This is a genomic window from Methanobacteriaceae archaeon, from assembly GCA_030656015.1.
In the GTDB taxonomy this organism is placed as follows: domain Archaea; phylum Methanobacteriota; class Methanobacteria; order Methanobacteriales; family Methanobacteriaceae; genus UBA349.
In genome coordinates, this window is the sequence record JAUSNX010000009.1 from 17103 (window position 1) to 35385 (window position 18283).

The 18283-nt window shown below is 30.7% G+C and carries 16 protein-coding genes; 13 read left to right on the plus strand and 3 right to left on the minus strand.

Annotated elements, in window-relative coordinates; genetic code table 11:
* Positions 1-135: 135 nt before the first annotated feature.
* The 3 genes from Q7I96_06750 (at position 136) to Q7I96_06760 (ending at position 2915) form a co-directional block, all read left to right on the plus strand.
* The gene (locus Q7I96_06750) at positions 136-1818 is read left to right on the plus strand and encodes an AarF/ABC1/UbiB kinase family protein (protein ID MDO9627304.1); all 1683 of its coding nucleotides are present in this window, start codon (positions 136-138) and stop codon (positions 1816-1818) included.
* Between the two features lie 76 nt (positions 1819-1894).
* Positions 1895-2257 (plus strand): DUF5518 domain-containing protein, encoded by a 363-nt coding sequence (locus Q7I96_06755; protein ID MDO9627305.1) that lies wholly within the window; start codon positions 1895-1897, stop codon positions 2255-2257.
* A 211-nt stretch (positions 2258-2468) separates the two neighbouring features.
* Positions 2469-2915, plus strand: coding sequence for an Hsp20/alpha crystallin family protein (locus tag Q7I96_06760; protein MDO9627306.1), 447 nt, complete (start codon positions 2469-2471; stop codon positions 2913-2915).
* Positions 2916-3071: 156 nt separating this feature from the next.
* Here the strand turns inward: Q7I96_06760 and Q7I96_06765 are convergent, their stop codons facing one another.
* Positions 3072-3284, minus strand: a complete 213-nt coding sequence (locus Q7I96_06765; GenBank protein MDO9627307.1) for a hypothetical protein — start codon at positions 3282-3284, stop codon at positions 3072-3074.
* 59 nt (positions 3285-3343) lie between these two features.
* Between Q7I96_06765 and Q7I96_06770 the strand changes: the two genes are divergently transcribed.
* The 3 genes from Q7I96_06770 (at position 3344) to Q7I96_06780 (ending at position 6246) form a co-directional block, all read left to right on the plus strand.
* On the plus strand, positions 3344-3715 hold the full coding sequence (locus Q7I96_06770; GenBank protein ID MDO9627308.1) for a DUF2085 domain-containing protein: 372 nt from the start codon (positions 3344-3346) through the stop codon (positions 3713-3715).
* 247 nt (positions 3716-3962) lie between these two features.
* Positions 3963-5756, plus strand: coding sequence for an endonuclease NucS (locus tag Q7I96_06775; GenBank protein MDO9627309.1), 1794 nt, complete (start codon positions 3963-3965; stop codon positions 5754-5756).
* A gap of 82 nt (positions 5757-5838) precedes the next feature.
* A complete protein-coding gene (locus tag Q7I96_06780) occupies positions 5839-6246 on the plus strand; it encodes a zinc-ribbon domain-containing protein (protein MDO9627310.1) in 408 nt (135 codons plus the stop codon).
* Between the two features lie 208 nt (positions 6247-6454).
* Here the strand turns inward: Q7I96_06780 and Q7I96_06785 are convergent, their stop codons facing one another.
* Positions 6455-7153: a hypothetical protein gene (locus Q7I96_06785; protein ID MDO9627311.1), complete on the minus strand. Its 699-nt coding sequence runs from the start codon at positions 7151-7153 to the stop codon at positions 6455-6457.
* A 351-nt stretch (positions 7154-7504) separates the two neighbouring features.
* On the opposite strand from Q7I96_06785, the gene Q7I96_06790 reads away from it, so the two are divergent.
* The 3 genes from Q7I96_06790 (at position 7505) to Q7I96_06800 (ending at position 9777) form a co-directional block, all read left to right on the plus strand.
* The gene (locus Q7I96_06790) at positions 7505-8623 is read left to right on the plus strand and encodes a histidine kinase dimerization/phosphoacceptor domain -containing protein (protein MDO9627312.1); all 1119 of its coding nucleotides are present in this window, start codon (positions 7505-7507) and stop codon (positions 8621-8623) included.
* 225 nt (positions 8624-8848) lie between these two features.
* Positions 8849-9358, plus strand: coding sequence for a hypothetical protein (locus tag Q7I96_06795; GenBank protein MDO9627313.1), 510 nt, complete (start codon positions 8849-8851; stop codon positions 9356-9358).
* Positions 9359-9453: 95 nt separating this feature from the next.
* Positions 9454-9777: a sensor histidine kinase gene (locus Q7I96_06800; protein ID MDO9627314.1), complete on the plus strand. Its 324-nt coding sequence runs from the start codon at positions 9454-9456 to the stop codon at positions 9775-9777.
* 132 nt (positions 9778-9909) lie between these two features.
* Here Q7I96_06800 and cofH read toward each other — a convergent pair whose 3' ends face one another.
* A complete protein-coding gene (gene cofH / locus Q7I96_06805; protein MDO9627315.1) occupies positions 9910-10953 on the minus strand; it encodes a 5-amino-6-(D-ribitylamino)uracil--L-tyrosine 4-hydroxyphenyl transferase CofH in 1044 nt (347 codons plus the stop codon).
* 96 nt (positions 10954-11049) lie between these two features.
* Here cofH and Q7I96_06810 point away from each other — a divergent pair, with 96 nt between their 5' ends.
* The 4 genes from Q7I96_06810 to Q7I96_06825 all read left to right on the plus strand — a co-directional run bounded on the left by Q7I96_06810 (position 11050) and on the right by Q7I96_06825 (position 18189).
* Entirely contained in the window at positions 11050-11541 is a 492-nt protein-coding gene (locus tag Q7I96_06810) for a hypothetical protein (protein MDO9627316.1), read from the plus strand.
* A gap of 327 nt (positions 11542-11868) precedes the next feature.
* Entirely contained in the window at positions 11869-14547 is a 2679-nt protein-coding gene (locus Q7I96_06815) for a PAS domain S-box protein (GenBank protein ID MDO9627317.1), read from the plus strand.
* A gap of 288 nt (positions 14548-14835) precedes the next feature.
* A complete protein-coding gene (locus Q7I96_06820; GenBank protein ID MDO9627318.1) occupies positions 14836-17451 on the plus strand; it encodes an MEDS domain-containing protein in 2616 nt (871 codons plus the stop codon).
* A 213-nt stretch (positions 17452-17664) separates the two neighbouring features.
* Positions 17665-18189, plus strand: a complete 525-nt coding sequence (locus tag Q7I96_06825; protein ID MDO9627319.1) for a DUF308 domain-containing protein — start codon at positions 17665-17667, stop codon at positions 18187-18189.
* Positions 18190-18283: the final 94 nt, after the last annotated feature.

The following is an 18283-nucleotide window of genomic DNA, read 5'->3' on the forward strand; positions in this document are numbered from 1 at the left end:
TTAAATAAATTATCAAATTATAGATTTTCTTATAGTTTTAATTTTTATTTTCATTTTGAGAGATTGTTAATTGAATCAATAATTTATAAATAACTTATAAAAAGTATTATATGTTTCTAAGAGATATTTTAATTTATGTTTATAGGGCCACCAGATAAACAAAAACCTGATTTAGGTAGACTTAGTGAAATAATTCGTGTCCTGGTAAAGTATCAGTTTGGGAATTTGGTGGAACAATCTGGAATTAAAAAAAGTTTCAAAATCAAATTTTCCCGAAGAGATGATTTTGAGGATGAATTAAATGATACGGCTCCGGAGAGGCTGCGACTTGTTTTAGAAGAGCTGGGCACCACATTTATTAAAGTTGGTCAAGTATTAAGTACCCGTCCAGATTTGGTTGGTAAAGATATAGCTGATGAACTGGCCAAGCTACAGGATGAAGTACCTCCTTTCCCTTATGACTCTGTTAAGACTATTATTGAAGAAGAATTAGAAGGACCTATAGACGAATTTTTCAAGGAATTTGAAGAGACACCAATAGCTTCAGCATCCATTGCCCAAGTACATAGGGCTCGATTGATTGACGGAACTGAAGTGGCGGTTAAGGTTCAAAGATTGAATATTGAAGAGCAGATAAAAAAAGACATTGTTCTCATGCGCTACCTGGCCCGACAGGCCAATAAAAGAATTAAAAATTTAAAGTATTATAACATTCCAATCATAGTTGATGAATTTGAAGCGGTTATTGAAAGGGAAATTGATTTTTCCCAGGAAGCCAGAAATCTGGAAAAATTTAGAACAATGTTTGAGGATGATCCTCACATATATGCACCTCAAGTATACCGTAAATTTTCTACCAGCCGCATATTGACCATGGAATTCATTAATGGAGTTAAAATCAGCGAAATTTTAGAATCAGACATGGATATTAATCGGCGAAAAATTGCAGAGATTGGTACGAAATGTTACTTTAAAATGATATTTTTGAATGGTTTTTTCCATGCAGATCCTCATCCTGGAAACATTTTTGTGATGGAGAATGATACGCTATGTTTCGTTGATTTTGGAATGACTGGACGTCTGGATAATGAATTTATGGAAAACCTGGCCGAACTATTCATTTTCACGGTTAATAATGATATAAAAGGTCTGGTAAATCAAATGATTTATATGAGGTTAATTGAAGACCCAGTCAGACTTGATGAGCTTAAATTGGATCTTTTGAATATTTTGGACAAATATTATGGTGCTGAAATTAGTGACATTGGTGGTATGATAAACGAATTCAGCATGCCTAATATGATATTTAAATACAAAATTAAACTTCCCCGGGACTTTGTATTGCTGGGAAGAGTGCTTGCCATGGCTGAAGAATTAGGTCGGAATTTAGACCCTACTTTTAATGGTATTAGTGTGGCACAGCCTCTTATAAAAAAAATTTTAAAGAAGAAGTTAAGTCCCATGAGATTTTTAGACTATCAAACACAGTATCTATTTGAAATCGAGCATTTACTAAAGGACTTGCCTCAAACCATGAATCGACTTTTATTTCGACTGGAAAGTGGAAAAATTGAAATCGATCTCCAATATAAAGAAATGGACAGGTTGACTTCAAAACTTGAAACCATGGTAAATAGGGTGGCCTTAGCACTCATAATTTCATCACTAATAATTGGTTCATCACTGATTTTGCAGACTGATAAAGGAATGCCCATGCCAGTAATTGGTTTCTCAGAGATAGGGCTTGCAATTTTTATTATTGCTTCTATCCTTGCCCTGGGACTGGGCATTTCAATATTACGTTTTGGAAGGATATAAATGGATTAAATTCTATTCAAATAGATTAAATAGGTGAATTAGAGAATTAATGTAATAAATAATAGGTGCTTTAAGAATGTTTAATTTGGATGGATTTATTCATTATATTGAAGTTTTTTGGGGGGCTATTTTAACCAGTATTCTTAGTATGGTTTTGGGATACTTCTTTGGAAGTATAGGGTCATATTTAGGGATAATTATAGTAACTATGTGGATTGGTTACATTTTAAGTGAAGATCTGATTATAGGTGCACTAAATGGAGCTTTTGTAGGTGTATTTGGAGGTATATTGTCCATTATATTGATGCTTATCATGGGAAGTCTGGGAGTAGGGCCCGGTTCATCAATCATGATGTTTGGAATTGCCGGGATAATAATTGGCCTATCAATTAATTTTATAGTTGGAGCTTGTGGAGGGGCCATTGGATCATCTCTCTGAAAATAAATAAACTAATAATGCTTTAAATTCTTGGATTAATTTAATGATAGAATTAATAAATCATTGTTTAAACTAAATAAATATCCAAGATTTTAATGATGATTTATATATTAAATTTAATACTAATTATTAAATAGAAAATTTTAATATTATTGAATTAAAGAATTATATTAAGAGTTTATTAAAATAATAAAATAGGGTTGGTGATAGTTTGCATAAATATCATAGAGACCATATGAATCATATGAAATGTCATCTTAAGGATATTATGAAAGATGGGGCTAAAAACTTAGATAATTTAAGATTCCAAATGGAAGAATCCATGGTTAAACACGACTTAATTCCTGGAAAAACTGTAGAAGAAACTTCAGAAAACATTATTGTCAAAATTTTGATACCAGGTATAAAAAAAGAGAACATAAATTTGAATATAACTGAATCCCAAATTTCACTTGAAGCAAATTTTACCATGGAAAAACACTTGAAAAGCAATTTAATTAGCTTTAAAGACAAACAAGAAGGAACCATTAAAAGAAAAATTTCTCTACCTCAAAAGGTTATACCTCAAGAAGCTACGGCCAAACTTGAAAATGGTATTTTAAAAGTTAAAATTCCTAAATTAGAAAAAGAAAAACATTTCAATGTTGAAATTGAATAATTACATTTAATATTCATTCTTTGTTTTTAAAAGGATAATATATTTTTTTATATATTCCAGCTAATATTATTTTATTTCATTAAATCAATTATTAGTACATTTTTTTAAAAAAAAATAAATAAATTAAATTAATCTTTTATTCTAATATTTTTATTTCTAATCAGCAAGGGCACAACAGCAAAAACCAGCTATTAAAATAACCAGAAGGGCCCAACCCACAGGATTAGTAAACAAGAATAACACAAATCCAACTACTAAAGCTAAAAAGGCCGGAATTAAGAATAATGCAATAATGAGTATAGCAATAATCAAGACTATTACTCCAATGGTAAATGCCCCTAATTCGGCAAGAGTATCTATAATTTTCAAGCATCACACCTCCCTTTTCATAAATAAGTATTATATGTTTTAATCATATAATAATTGTTATGTCCTTAATTAAAATAGTCCGAAAAAAGTTCTTAAGAGGCCATATAATTTGCCATGGACTTCCTGAGCGTTCATTTAAAATAAAAGGTCATCAGTTTCCTGTTTGTGCACGGTGCACAGGTATATACTTGGGAAGTTTCTCAGTGATAGGTCTGGTTATGATTTTTAACCCAGTTTTCAATCCATTACTTTTAATAATGGGGTTTTTAATGATAATACCTACATTTATAGATGGGCTTACTCAATACCTTAATCATAGGGAGAGTAATAATAATTTAAGGTTCATAACTGGTTTAATTGGCGGGATAGGTATGGCCATTGTTATTACAAGTTTACGGTTCATTCCAGGATTATTAGGAATACCAACTTAAATTAAATATATTATACTTATTATATCTCGATCTCAAATTTATTATTGATTATAACTAATTATTAGATTAAAACTTAAATTCAGGTATAATTACAACTAATTAATAGATCAAATTTCAATTAATATTTTATAAAAAATTAATTAGATTAAAATTTCATAATATCACAATTTATACAAATTAATTACGATTTAAATTTAAATTTAAATTTAAAAAATAACTCACATTTACGCTTATAGGAGATGAATAAATGGATAAAAAACAGTATTTTGATGAAGCTATGGATTTTTTTAATGAAGAAGAATTCGAAGAAGCATTGGAATATTTTGAAAAACTCACTGAAGATAATCCCACCTGCCAGGATGCCTGGTTCATGAAGGCCGTGACCTTAATTAATTTAGAAGAAGATGAAATGGCCCTTCAATCAATAGAAAAAGCTATCGAGCTAGAACCAGAAGACACTGAAGCTTGGGCTAAGAAGGCCTGGATTTTACTATTATTAAATGAATTTAGAGATGGATTACAGGCTGCTGAGAAGGTTTTGGAATTAGAAAATAATTTTTCGGATGGTTTATATCTTAAGGGAAGGTTTTTACTTAATATGGGATTGTATTCCGAATCACTTTATTACTTTGAAAAATATCCTGAAGATGAATTCCTATACCCAGACGCGCTCTTCCACCGAGGGGATGCATTATATAACTTGGCCAAATACCGTGACGCTCTTAAATGCTTTGATGATGCTTTAAAACTTGAACCAAATAATCCTGAGGTTCTAAATTATAAAGGATTTGTCTTCATGCGGCTGGAAGATTATGATAATGCTCGGCCATGTTTTGAAGAAGCATTAATTTATAGCCCGGGGTTTATTTTACCTAACTTTAACATGGCTATTCTAGAGAAGGAATCCAAGAATTTTGAAGAAGCCTTAAATTTCTTTGAAAAAGTTTTAAAAGTAGACCCGGAATATTATGATGCATATTATCAAATGGGGATTATTCTTCAACGTATAAACAAGCCAAAAGAGTCACAAGAAGCTTATCAACAATTTGTAGAAATTGTAGAAAAAAATGACATCAGCGACAGCAAATTGATTGCCCGCCGAGTAAAAGAATATATTTCTAATATTAAGAAGAATAAAGGACCAGTTAAATTAAAACCCCGCAAAAAACCGGTGCACTGGCAATGGGTAGCCAAACCTGAAAATTTCCTGGATGAAGATGGTAGCGAAAAAGAATCTTTAGAACCACAAGAAACACTGGAATCCGGGGGATGGTGGACTTCTCATAAAGATACTCGTTTTGGAGATTTAATCCTTGTATACCGGGCCGGTAAAAAAGAAGGAGTCACCTATCAAGATTTAAAATATCTCTTAATGGCCACCAGCCATGCTTATTCCATTGAAGATGATGAATATGCCTTCGAACATGGATTGACTTATGGATGTGACTATAAACCTTTATTCAAGTTTGAAAATTCTATTAGCTTAAATGAAATGAAAAATGAGGAGTATTTAGAGGGATGGAATGCTCTAACTTCTAATTTCAACCGTTTAACCTATAAAACTGATCAAAGGCATTGGGAGCATTTAATGAGATTATTCAAAGAAAGAAACCCTGATTTTGATTTAGATGATCTTAAAATACAGGAAACGATTGATGATCTTAAGAAACAATACGATTTAGTGGAAGAATTATATGAAAACATCAACATTCTGGAAAAGTTAGGATATAATCTAGAAACAATTGACCGACAGGTTGTTTGTAAGGGTGCCGGTGGAAGAATTGATATTTTAACTAAAGACAAAGAAACCGGGAATTTAGTACTAATCCAATTAAAAAATAGCAGAGCTTCTAAAGCCACTTTTAATCAAATCTCAGAATATATGGGATGGGCCAGGGACCGTTTATCCACTGGTGAGAAAGTTAAAGGCTTGGTTATAATTAATGGGTATGATGATGAATTTAAATCAGCCATTGATGGTGATTCTAATATTGAATACATTGATTTAAGTGATGTTTTAGGTGAATTGGTATTGAATTAAATTATTTTGTTTCAAAATAGGGGAATATTTAAAATATTAATGGCCATAAAACAGACTTATGATATAGTTTTAGAGGGAAATTATGGTAAAAATAAACACCAACTTCAATAAATGTCCCTACTGTGGGGCCCAGAATAGGCCTTTATCCACTTACTGTTCTCAATGTGGTAGGGAATTATCTCCCCACTATAAAAAAGTGCAGACGGTCAAAAAAATATTTAAAGGATCTAAAATTATTATTAAATCTGCAGTTTCCAAAAAGTACCGGGAAAAGACCATGCAAAAAGTAATGGGTAAAACTTATGGTTTTAATATGAACCAGAACATGGGAAACTTTTCACCGAAAAAATCAGGTGATTTTGGATATCTCCTCTGTGACAAGTGTCCGGTGTATTATAAATTAGATCATCAACTGGGCCCTGAAGATTCACAAGTATGTGGTTGTGGTGGTAATTTAGTTTACTCTAATAAACCTCGTTATGATGATTAATTTCTATTATTTTTATTAAAATATTTTTTTAAATCTTTTAGTATGACTCGAAAGATGAAGAAGAAAAAGAGCGGAAAATAAAAAAATAATTAAGTGATAATAACCTTTTCAGCGTTTTTGAGATAATAAACAATTAAAAGATCATTATATTTTGATAAATAAATATTTAAGATTATTTTTTTAAAAAAGATAAGAAAATAAGAAAATATTAAATAACCTTGAAAGCACTGTCCAGTAATCGGGTTGTGTTATGCATAACATCTGCTTTTCCAAGCCATTCTGGGATTTCATAGACAATTAAAGGAGTTCCAGTGGCCACTATAGGGTCATCCACCCTCTCAATGGAGGTACTATCTGCTTTTTTGCTTAAATCCCGGGTACAGAAATTGAAATCTGTTAAAATATAACGCATTGATTGGGCTATCTCCATGGATTTGGTATCCATACTGGGAGTAGCAAAGTAATATCCCTCACCATAACCCTCTTCATGGTCATGGCAAATTATTACCAAGCTGTATTTTGATTTTTTAATATCAGGGACTACATACTTAGCCACGAGGTATTCACCATTGTTACGACCAGTATAGAAGTTTTCTGGATAGGCAGTAACATTTATTTTGTAATTAACAATTTCCACATCGTGATTTTTAGTGTATGATTTTACAACTTGCGGCACGATATTTTTAGCTGATACTTCTCGAGGATGCATTCCAGTTACCACCGCTATTTTTTTGGTGGAATTGCTGGAATTTGAATAAGTAATCTTAGTAACTACGCCTTTATTATCTGAGCCGATAATTTTTGTGGGTGGGCCTTGATGGGCATCCACATTAATTGTACCTTGTAACATTATAATTGATGTAATTAGTACTACCATTATAATGGTTATTCTATGTAGTGTCTCCATAATATCACATTAAATTCTTAATTAATTAATAATTAGTTGGAAATTAAAAATTGTAAGCTTAAAATAAGCATTAAAATCCTTAAAATAAATTATTCCATATTTAATTAACATACCATATATTCTTTTACATTTAATTCTCAGCAATGATTTTAAATAAAAATTATAAAATGGAATAAATTTTTTAATATAAAATTAGTAAAAATTTTAATATATAAAATTATCTAATTTTAGAAATTTCATTAAAATATCAGATAACTGATTTTTATTATTAATTAATATAGTAAATAAAACAAAATATATTATAATTTAAAATTATTCAGGGGTTTTGAAATAAAAATTCGGGGGATTTCTATGGGTGATAAAAAAACCAATGAACAGCTTCTTTTTGAAATTGCAGGACTTAAAAAAAGAATTTTTGAGTTGGAAAAATTAGAAACTGATGGTGAAAAGATAAAAAAAGACCTTGAAACATCTCGTGATTTTTTTATAAATTTATTTGAAGAGTTTCCAGCACTTATATGGCGTGCAAACACCGACGGTAAATGTGATTATTTTAATAAAAATTGGCTTGCATTCACTGGTAGAACCATTGAAGAAGAATTTGGAGATGGATGGACTAAAGGAGTTCATAAAGATGATTTTGATCGGTGCCTTGATATTTATCTCACTTCTTTTAAGGCCAGAAAGCAATTTGAAATGGAATATAGATTACTTCATAATACTGGAGAATATCGTTGGATTTTAGATTTAGGAATGCCATTTTATGACCTTGATGGTGATTTTGCAGGTTATATAGGTTCATGTTATGACATTACTAAAAAGAAAGAACTAGTTAAACAATTAGAAAAGTCATTAGAAGAAAAGGACTTGCTTCTCAAAGAGATTCATCACCGTGCTAAAAATAATTTAATGATAATATCTAGTCTTTTGAATATTCAGTCGACATATATAAAAGATAAGGAATCCCAGGAAATCTTCAAAGAAAGCCAAAAACGGGCACGCTCAATGGCTATTATTCATGAAAGACTTTATCAATCGGTAGATTTAAAAAAAATAGATTTTTCAGATTATATTCGCACACTGAGCAGCGAATTATTCCATGCTTATGTAGATGATTCAGCCCGAATTAAGCTGGAAATAAATCTGGATGCAATATTTCTAGATATAAACCTGGCTATACCCTTAGGCCTCATTATCAATGAACTCATAACCAACAGCTTGAAACATGGATTTCCTGAAGGTAGGTGTGGAAAGATTACCATTAATTTCCATGAAAAAGAGAATTTATATGAATTAATTGTGGAAGACAATGGTATCGGTTTTCCAGAAAAATTGGACTTCCAGAATACAAAATCAATGGGTTTACAAATTGTAAACAGTTTAACTGATCAAATTGATGGTGAAATTTATTTAGATCGAAGTCAGGGAACATCATTCACTATAACTTTCCAAGAGAAAAAATACGATTAGATTATTTTTCCAAAAATAAAGTGAAAAAATAGTGAATTTTTAACATCATAGTTTAAAACATAATATTTTCATTTATTTCTGGATTTGAAGTTAATTTTTTCAAAATTTATATTATTTAGTAAATCTAAAATATATAACTAGAAATTTTAATATTTTAATAAATATTAATTGCTTTTACAAAGGGTTTTTCATGAGCAAAAAAAAATGAAGATATGAGGTTTGAAGATGAATAATGACAAAAAATCTGCTGATGAATCGGATAACAAAGTATCAAACATCAAAACAATAATTGTAACTCAGAGCTTTTCTAAACAGCTTTTTTTTGTTGCTATAGCAGTTTTTGGGTTAATGTTTGTGTATGAATTTCTTAAAACTTACTTTATCCCTACACTAAGTGTTTGGCAGTCGCATTTCATAACCATTGGTTTTAGCACGGTCATTGCTACCTTGGCAGCATATGTAATACTCAAAAATCGTAACAAACTTTTAGAAGAGGTTACTGAAAATAGAGATAACTACAAGTTAGCCCTGAAAAAATCAGAAAAAACTGAAGAAAAATATCGAATTATATCCGAAAAATTCCTAAAAGTATCCAATGAAATACTACAAGAAATGAACAAACCAGAATCAGTGGAAAAAACTGAAGAAAAATATTCCATTATCGTGGAAAAATTCCTAAAAGTATCCAATGAAATACTACAAGAAATAAACAAACCCCTAAAACCAAAAAAATGATGATAGAAATAAACATACTGTGAAATTAAGCTTTCCTAAGGTAATAAACAGAATTAAAAATAATATTTAAAGATTTAGAATAAAAACAGATGATTTTGAATTATTTTATTCCAATTAATATTGCCATACCATTGGGCCTTATTATCAATGAACTCATAACCAACAGCTTGAAACACACATTTCCTGATTATAGAAGTGGAGAAATAAGCATAGATTTCCATCAAAAAGAAGATTCATTGGAATTATCAGTAAAAGATGAGGGTATAGGTTTTCCAGAAGATCTGGACTATCGTAGCACCAGATCTCTGGGCCTGCAACTTATTAATAGTTTAACAGAACAAATTGATGGTCAGGTTGAAATGGATGGAAACAATGGCACCTCTTTTAAAATTACTTTTAAGAATCAAAATAATGAATAAATATAATGAATAAATATAATGAATAATTAAAATAAACAACGATCATTAGATATAATATCATAAAAAACAGATTTATGATTAGAATATATAATAAACCGCCTTTAATAATCTCATTTACAAAAAAATAAGGATTTAAACCCGTTCATACGATGTAGTTCGTTCTACAGGAACACGGCCAATTGCATTTATAGTTTCTTTCATTTTATTACTGGCTAAATGTTCTCCATGGGATGCACCAGCAGCTATGGATATTTTATCTTCCATCATGGTACCTCCTAAATCATTGGCCCCACAACATAGTGCTACCTGGGCCATTCTAGTTCCTATTTTTATCCAGGAAGCTTGAATATTTGGTATATCTCGGCCAAGAATCACTCTTGATATAGCGTGCAATTTTAAATCTTCCATTCCACTGACTCCTGTAGATTCATTACCCATCTTGTTATTTTCATTTAAGAAAGTCATAGGAACTAATTCAGTGAATCCATTAGTTTTTCGCTGTATATCCCTTAATATTAATAAGTGATCTATACGATCTTCCCAGGTTTCTACGGTGCCGTACATAATGGTGGATGTGGTGGGAATACCGACTTCATGGGCCTCCGTAATGATTCGTACCCATTCTGCCGTTGAAACTTTTTTTGGACAGATTTTGGCCCGGACAGAATCAACCAGAATCTCTGCTGATGCGCCAGTCATGGTGTCCAAACCAGCTGTTTTTAAAGATTTTAGTGCCTCTTTGGTACTAATTTGGGATGCTTGGGCGGCGTGAAATATTTCTACTGGTGATAAACTATGAAGTTCAATATCATAACTATTTTTAATAGCCTCAATAATATCACAGTAGTAATTTATATCCATATCTGGCATTATACCACCAAATAAACATATTTCCGTGGCACCAACATCTTTAGCTTCTCCCACGGATTCTAATATTTCCTCAATGGTCATTTCATATCCAATACTGTTTCTAAAGGAGCAAAAAGCACAATTGATCATGCATTTATCTGTAATGTCTATGTTTCTATTGACTACATAGGTCACTTCATCCCCTACAATCTCCTGGCGTAGTTTATCAGCCACATCAAAGAGTTGGAATGGATTGGAGTCAATTAAGTTCAAAGCGTCATTTTTTGTAATCTCACCCGCGAGAGAAAGATCGTATATGTCTTCCATTAAAATAAATCCTCCTTCTAAATATGATCCTTCTAAATATGATAATTAATATCAACTTAAGGTTAATAAAAACTACTATTTTAAAAATAATAGGAGATGGTTAAAAAGATTTTTAACCCGGATTTTGATCTTATGCCTTTTCATGAGGATATTAAATCAGATAATGTTCTCTCTAAAATAGTTCCTAAATTGAAAGGTTTAAAAAGGTCCATTACCACTTCTGTTTTTGAAGCCATGGTTTCAACTATTATTGAACAGCAGATATCTTTGATTGTTGCCAAAAATAGTGAAAGAAAAATAATCAAAAGATTTGGCAGTAATTTAAATAGAGAAGGACATGTTTATTATGCATATCCCACACCTAAACAATTGAATAATGTAAGCGTATCTCAGCTTAAAGAATGCGGCCTAACTTTAAGAAAAACTGAATATATTAAGTCTATATCAAAGGACATAGAAACTGGTGTTTTAGATCTTGAAAAATTCAAAGATTATACAGATAACCAGAAAATAATTGATGATCTATGTGAAATAAGAGGAATAGGCCTTTGGACTGCTGAATTTGTTTTAATTAGAGGATTATCCTGACCAGAAGCATTTCCTGCAGATGATATTGGAATTAGAAGAATTATCTCTCACTTTTACGGATGATAAAAAAATAAGCAGTCCTGAAGCAAGAGTAATAGCTGAAAAATGGGTAAAATGGAAAGGTTTGGCCAGTATTATTTGGTAATAGCTAAAATGCTGGATATTGAACTTTAATTCATATTAAATTGATATTGATTGATTTTTTTATTTTTACATAAAAAGAAATAAGACGGGTTATATATTAAATTAATAATTAGAAATAATTTATCTATCATTAATCTAGCTATCATGAAAATAAGATTTTTATTTATATTTTAAGGGGATAATATGGCCCGAGATAATCCAAAGGATGATGAACTAAAGATGCAAAATAAGGATTTAAAGAGTATTCAACTTGAATTGGAAGAATCCCAGCGTAAATATTCTGAACTTTTTAATCTATCATCCCTAGGATTCATCACCTTGAATCCAAATAAGATTATCACCAATATTAATTTGACCGGGGCTTCATTTTTAGGTTTTGATAGAGAAAAATTATTAGATAAATCATTTATTTCACATATTTCACCTGAATCGCAACAAATATTCCAAGAACACACACGAAAAATCCTGGATAGTGGAACCAAACAAAAATGTGAAATTAAACTTAAAAATAGGAAAAAATCATTGGATGTATTAATAGAAACCTTACCAGTTTTTAATAATAATAATAATAATAATAATAATAATGATAATGGTGGAGGTGATAATGATATTAAAGAGTTCCAATTAGCTGTCAATGATATAAGTGAACTTAAAACTGCTAAAAATTTACTTCATGGTAGTGAATCTGACTATAGGCTCCTTATAGAAGGTTTAAGAGACCTGGTTGTCAAAATAGACAACGAAGGCAGGTTTCTTTATGTAAGTCCTAGTTATTGCCACATGTTCGCCAAAACTGAGGAAGAATTATTAGGTAAAAATTATATGCCTTTAGTTCATGAAGAGGATCGGGAATTAACTTCTAAATCAATAGAATCTATTTATAATCCACCATATACCAGTTATCATGAACAACGCGCCATGACTAAAGATGGTTGGCGTTGGTTGGCCTGGTCCAATAAAGCGGTTTTAGATGATGAAGAGAATGTTATCGCCATAATCGGAGTTGGCAGAGATATAACTCACAATAAAAATCATGAAATTATTCTAAAAGAAAGTGAAGAAAAATACAGAACCCTTTATTCTTCTATGAATGAAGGTGTAGCCATCCATAAATTGGTTTATGATAATAATCAAATTCCAGTAGACTATGAAATAATTGATGTAAATCCATCTTATGAAGAAATTCTGGGAATTAAAAAAACTGATATTATAGGAAAAAGAGCCTCTGAAGAATATAATGCCAAAAAGGCACCATATCTTAATGTTTATTCTGAAGTGGCACAAAATAGGAAGCCCGCACAATTTGAAACCTATTTTGAACCTATGGATAAATATTTTAACATATCCGTATTTTCACCATCAAAAGGAACCTTTGCCACAGTATTTGAAGATATAACCATTAATAAAAAAGCAGAAGAATCCCTTCAAAAAAGTGAAGAAAAGTATAAAATCATGGTTAAAGACCTTAAAATTGCTGAAAAGGCCCTGAAAGAGAGTGAAAGAAATTATCGGGAACTAGTGGACCACTCTTCAGTCGCGATTTTTAAGAGTAATTTAAAGGGTGAATTTTTATTTGCTAATGCTGCCACGGCCCACATATTTCATTATGATGATGTATCTGATTTAAAAAAAGGGAATATATTAAAGTTATACAAGAATCCAGAGGATAGGCTCCCCTTAATTCATGAACTCCAAAAAGAAGGTCGAGTTACTGATTATGAAATAGAAACAATTAGCAAAAAGGGTAAAGTAGTTAATGTTATTTTAAGTGCTAGTTTAAAGGATGATGTTCTTTCCGGCATGTTCATGGACATAACTGACCGTAAAAAGTATGAATCAAAACTAAAAGAAAGTGAAATGCAAATAAGTGTCATCTTTAATACGGTCAGCTCAGGTATAGTTCTTGTAGATTCTAAAGGGTCCATACAACTTGCAAATCAACATCTAAGTGAACTATTTGGTTTCAATCTCTCAGAATTAGATAATATGTCTTATTTAGATTTAATCAGTGAAAGTGAGAGAAAAGCCGCAGAAAGCAGTATGATTAAACTTATTAATGCTGAAACAGAATTTGTTCATTTAGAGAGACTCTACCGGCGAAAAGACACCTCTACTTTTTGGGGTGAACTAACTGGATCTAGAATACTAAATGAAGATGGTACACTAAAAGGACTTATAGGCGTAATTACTGATATAACTGATCGTAAAAAAGCTGATGATGCTTTAAAAGAGTCTTTAAATGAGAAAGAAGTGCTTCTTAGAGAAATTCATCATCGGGTTAAAAATAACATGCAGATTATTTCTAGCCTATTAAACCTGCAAATCCAGTTTGAAGATTTTGATGAAACGGTTAGTGTATTGAGAGAGAGTCAGGGTAGAATAAAAAGTATGTCTATTGTCCATGAAAAGCTGTATAGATCTGATAGCTTTACTAAAATTAACTTTAAGGAATATCTTACCAGCTTGATTTCTGATATTTTCTATTCCTATGGTGTCAATAAAGGACTTATTAAATGGGATTTGGATATTGAAGATGTACATATGGGTTTCGACACAGCCATTCCCTTAGGACTCATAATAAACGAACTTGTAACAAACAGTGTCAAATATGCATTCCCTGAAGACCAGAAAGGAAAAATCAAAATTATACTTAAATTAAAGGATGAAAACTACTTTTTAACAGTTATGGATAATGGAGTAGGAATTCCTGACAATATTAAACCAGAAAAAACTGAAACATTGGGACTACAATTAATAATCAGCCTAATTAATCAGTTGGACGGTACTATGGAATTAGACCGAAGCCATGGAACTAAGTATAAAATTAATTTTAAGGAGTTGAAGTATAAGAAAAGGATTTGATGAGGTAAATATTTTTGATAAAAATATGTCATTTTAAATTTCATTTTAAATTATTTCTTAAAAATTGAAGATTATTTCATTTTTTTCTTATTCTCCATAAAAACAAATAGTATTAAAAATATATTAATATTTAATTTAGTTAATTTTTTACAGATTAAAAATTATGCTTTTAGCGTAAATATTAAGATATGATTTATAATAAAAGCATGTAAATCAGGGACCTCCGTTAATATTATATTTAATAAATGCCTATGAAACTAACTTGGAGTAGTTGTGGGTCGTTTAAATATGAAAAGTTATCAATTATATAAAATTGAGAAATTGAAACCAGGAGATCATCTTTGTTGTATCTATGAGACTGACAAAGAACATAAATCAATAATTACTCCCTATATACGATTTGGGCTAGAAAATAATGAAAAAGTGTTTTATATTGTAGATTCACGTACATCAGAAACTGTTCTCGATTATTTACGTGACGATGGGATTGATGTTAATCCTTATCTGGAAAGTGGACAGTTGGCCATTTTGACCATTAATGAATCTTATATGAAAGAAGGAATTTTCGATCCAGATGGCATGATAGATATGCTTTCACAAGAGACCGAAAAAGCTTTAAAAGAGGATTTTGATGCATTGCGGGTGACCGGTGAGATGTCATGGGCACTTCGAGGGTTACCTGGATCTGAACGTTTGATTGAATATGAGGCGAAATTAAATCAATTTTTTCAGGATAATAAATGTCTGGCCATATGCCAATATGATACCCGAGTTTTCGACCCGGAAATACTCATAGATATATTAGAAACTCATCCTATAGCAGTCATTGGAACTGAAATATATGATAATTTTTATTATGTCCCTGCTGAAGAATTTTTAGCAGGAAAACTTCCTGAAGTAACATTAAAACATTGGAAAAAGAATCTTAAGCAAAGAAAATTATTAGAAATGGCCTTAAAAGAATCCATTGATACTTTAGAATTAAAGGTTAAAGAAAGAACAGAAGATTTACGAAGGTCTGATAATTATAATCGTAGTCTAATTGAAGTTAGTATTGATCCTTTAGTTACTATTGGCGCTGATGGAAAAATAACCGACTTAAATAAAGCTGTAGAAATAGTGACTGGTTATAAACGAGAAGAGATAATCGGAACTGATTTTTCCAGTTATTTTACGGCTCAGGATAAGGCAGAAGAGGGATACAAACGTGTATTCCATAAGGGCTGGGTAAAGAATTACCCTTTAGAAATTCAACATAAAGACGGACATATTACACCGGTTATGTACAATGCATCAGTATTCCATGACGAAAAAGGTAATATTATGGGCGTTTTTGCGGCTGCCAGAGATATAACTGAGCTTAAAAAAATAGAAGACACATTAAAAGAAAGTGAGCAGAAATATCGTACTATTATTGAAACTGCACAAGAAGGAATATGGATCATTGATGAAAACGCTAATACCCGTTATGTTAACCTTAGTATGGCTGAAATGTTAGGGTATATTGTTGAAGAAATGTTAGGTAAATCTCTTTTTGATTTTATGGATGATACTGCAAAAATCGATGCTCAGGCAAAAATGGAAAGACGCAGAAAAGGCTTAAAAGAAATCCATGATTTCCGTTTCCGGAATAAGAACGGTTTTGACGTGTGGATTATGGTTTCTACTAATCCACTTTTCGATAAGGAGGGTGTTTTTAAAGGGGCTTTAGGAATGATGAGTGATATTACTACTCGAAAAATGGCTGAAGAAGAAATTAAAAGTCAAATAAAACTCACCAATTCTATTAATGAAGTGTTACAAGATTCCATAAAAGCTGAAAATGACAAAGAAGTTGCAATTATATTTCTAAGTGTTGCTGAAAAACTTACCAATAGTAAATTTGGCTTCATTAAAGAAATTAATGAAAAAGGCACAACAGATACTCTAGCCATAAGCGATCCCGGATGGGATAAATGCAACATTCCTCAATCTGAAGCAATTAATCTGCTGAGTAATGTGGAGATTATTAGTTACTGGGGAAGAGTTTTAAAGCAGGGAAAACCTATAATAGTGAATAATCCAGAATATGGCCCTGATAGTATGGGAGTTCCTGAAGGAAACCCTCCCATAAATTCTTTTTTAGGAATCCCTTTAAAGCGTGGAGATAAAACAATAGGTATTATAGCATTAGCCAACAAGGAAGAGGGATATGGAAATGTTGATCAGAAAAAAATTGAAACTCTTGCTGTGGCATTTATAGAAGCACTGTATGGAAAACGCGCAGAAGATCATTTAAAAAGTTCATTAAAAGAAAAAGAAATGTTATTAAAAGAGATTCACCACCGTGTAAAAAACAATTTGGCTGTTATTTCTAGTCTTCTGAACTTACAATCGGAATATATTAAAAATAAGGATGATTTGGAGTTATTTAGAGAAAGTCAAACCAGAGCAAAATCTATGGCTCTTATCCACGAGAGATTATATAACTCAGCTGACCTTAAGAGTATAGACTTCGGTGAATATATAAATAAATTAGTTAATGATTTATTCCAGACTTATAACCTGGATTCTAGTCTCATAAAACTTAATATGGATATAGAAAGCATTTTACTTGACATTAACATTTCTATTCCTTTAGGTTTAATAGTAAATGAACTGGTATCAAATTGTATGAAATATGCATTCCCTGATGGACGAGAAGGTACTATAAATATTAAACTGAAGTCAAATAATGGAAAAAATATATTAATTGTGAGTGATAATGGAATTGGTTTATCCTCTGATATTGACTTTAAAGATACTGATTCTTTAGGCCTTCAATTAATTAATAGTCTAACTTATCAAATAGATGCAGAAATAGAACTTGATATAAGTCATGGAACGGAATTTAAAATAATATTTAATGAATTAGAGTATAAATAATATAAAATAGAGTCTATTTTTTTCTTTTATAACTTTTATAAAATTAATTATCTTTCACTATGAATTTTCTTATAACTCTTATGACAATAATCAGATAAAACTTCATTTTGATTCATAAAATACATGATGGATTGAAAATCATATAAAAATTTTTAAATCTAATAATCCATAGATTATAACATATTATAAATTATAAAATTGGAGATTTTTATCATGACCGAATCAAAAAACGTTTTAATAGGTATCATATCGATAATAATGGGTTTAATTGTTATTATATTCCCTTTAATTAGTGTTTTTACTCTAAGTCATATTGCTGGCGTTGGACTAATATTCTTAGGAATCTGGTTTATAATACAAAGTTTTAAATCAGAGAGCTTAGCTATTGGTACAGTAAATATAATTATAGCTATTTTTTCTATAATGTTAGGACTAATATTTATTGCAGATATTAAAACATTTCAATTATTCATATTCCTAGCAGTTTATTTAGTTGGATTTTTATTAGCATTGGCCGGAATATCCTCTTTATTATCTGGTGAAGGAGTTAAAGGAAAAGTTATTGGAGCAATAGGAATTATCATAGGCATATTGTTTGTAATAATGGGTGCCTTCATGGGCAATACCTTTGTATCTGCTGCTTTAATTGGTGGATTCTTAATTCTTGCAGGGATAATGGAGGTTTTTGATTTATTTGGTGATAATGAAAATAGAGAAATTCCAGAAAAAATTGATTAATCTAAAAAGATTAATCTAAAAAATTGATTAAAAATAATATTATTTCTTTAAATTTTAGAAGATTATTACTTCTTGGGATTAAATTTAAAATAAA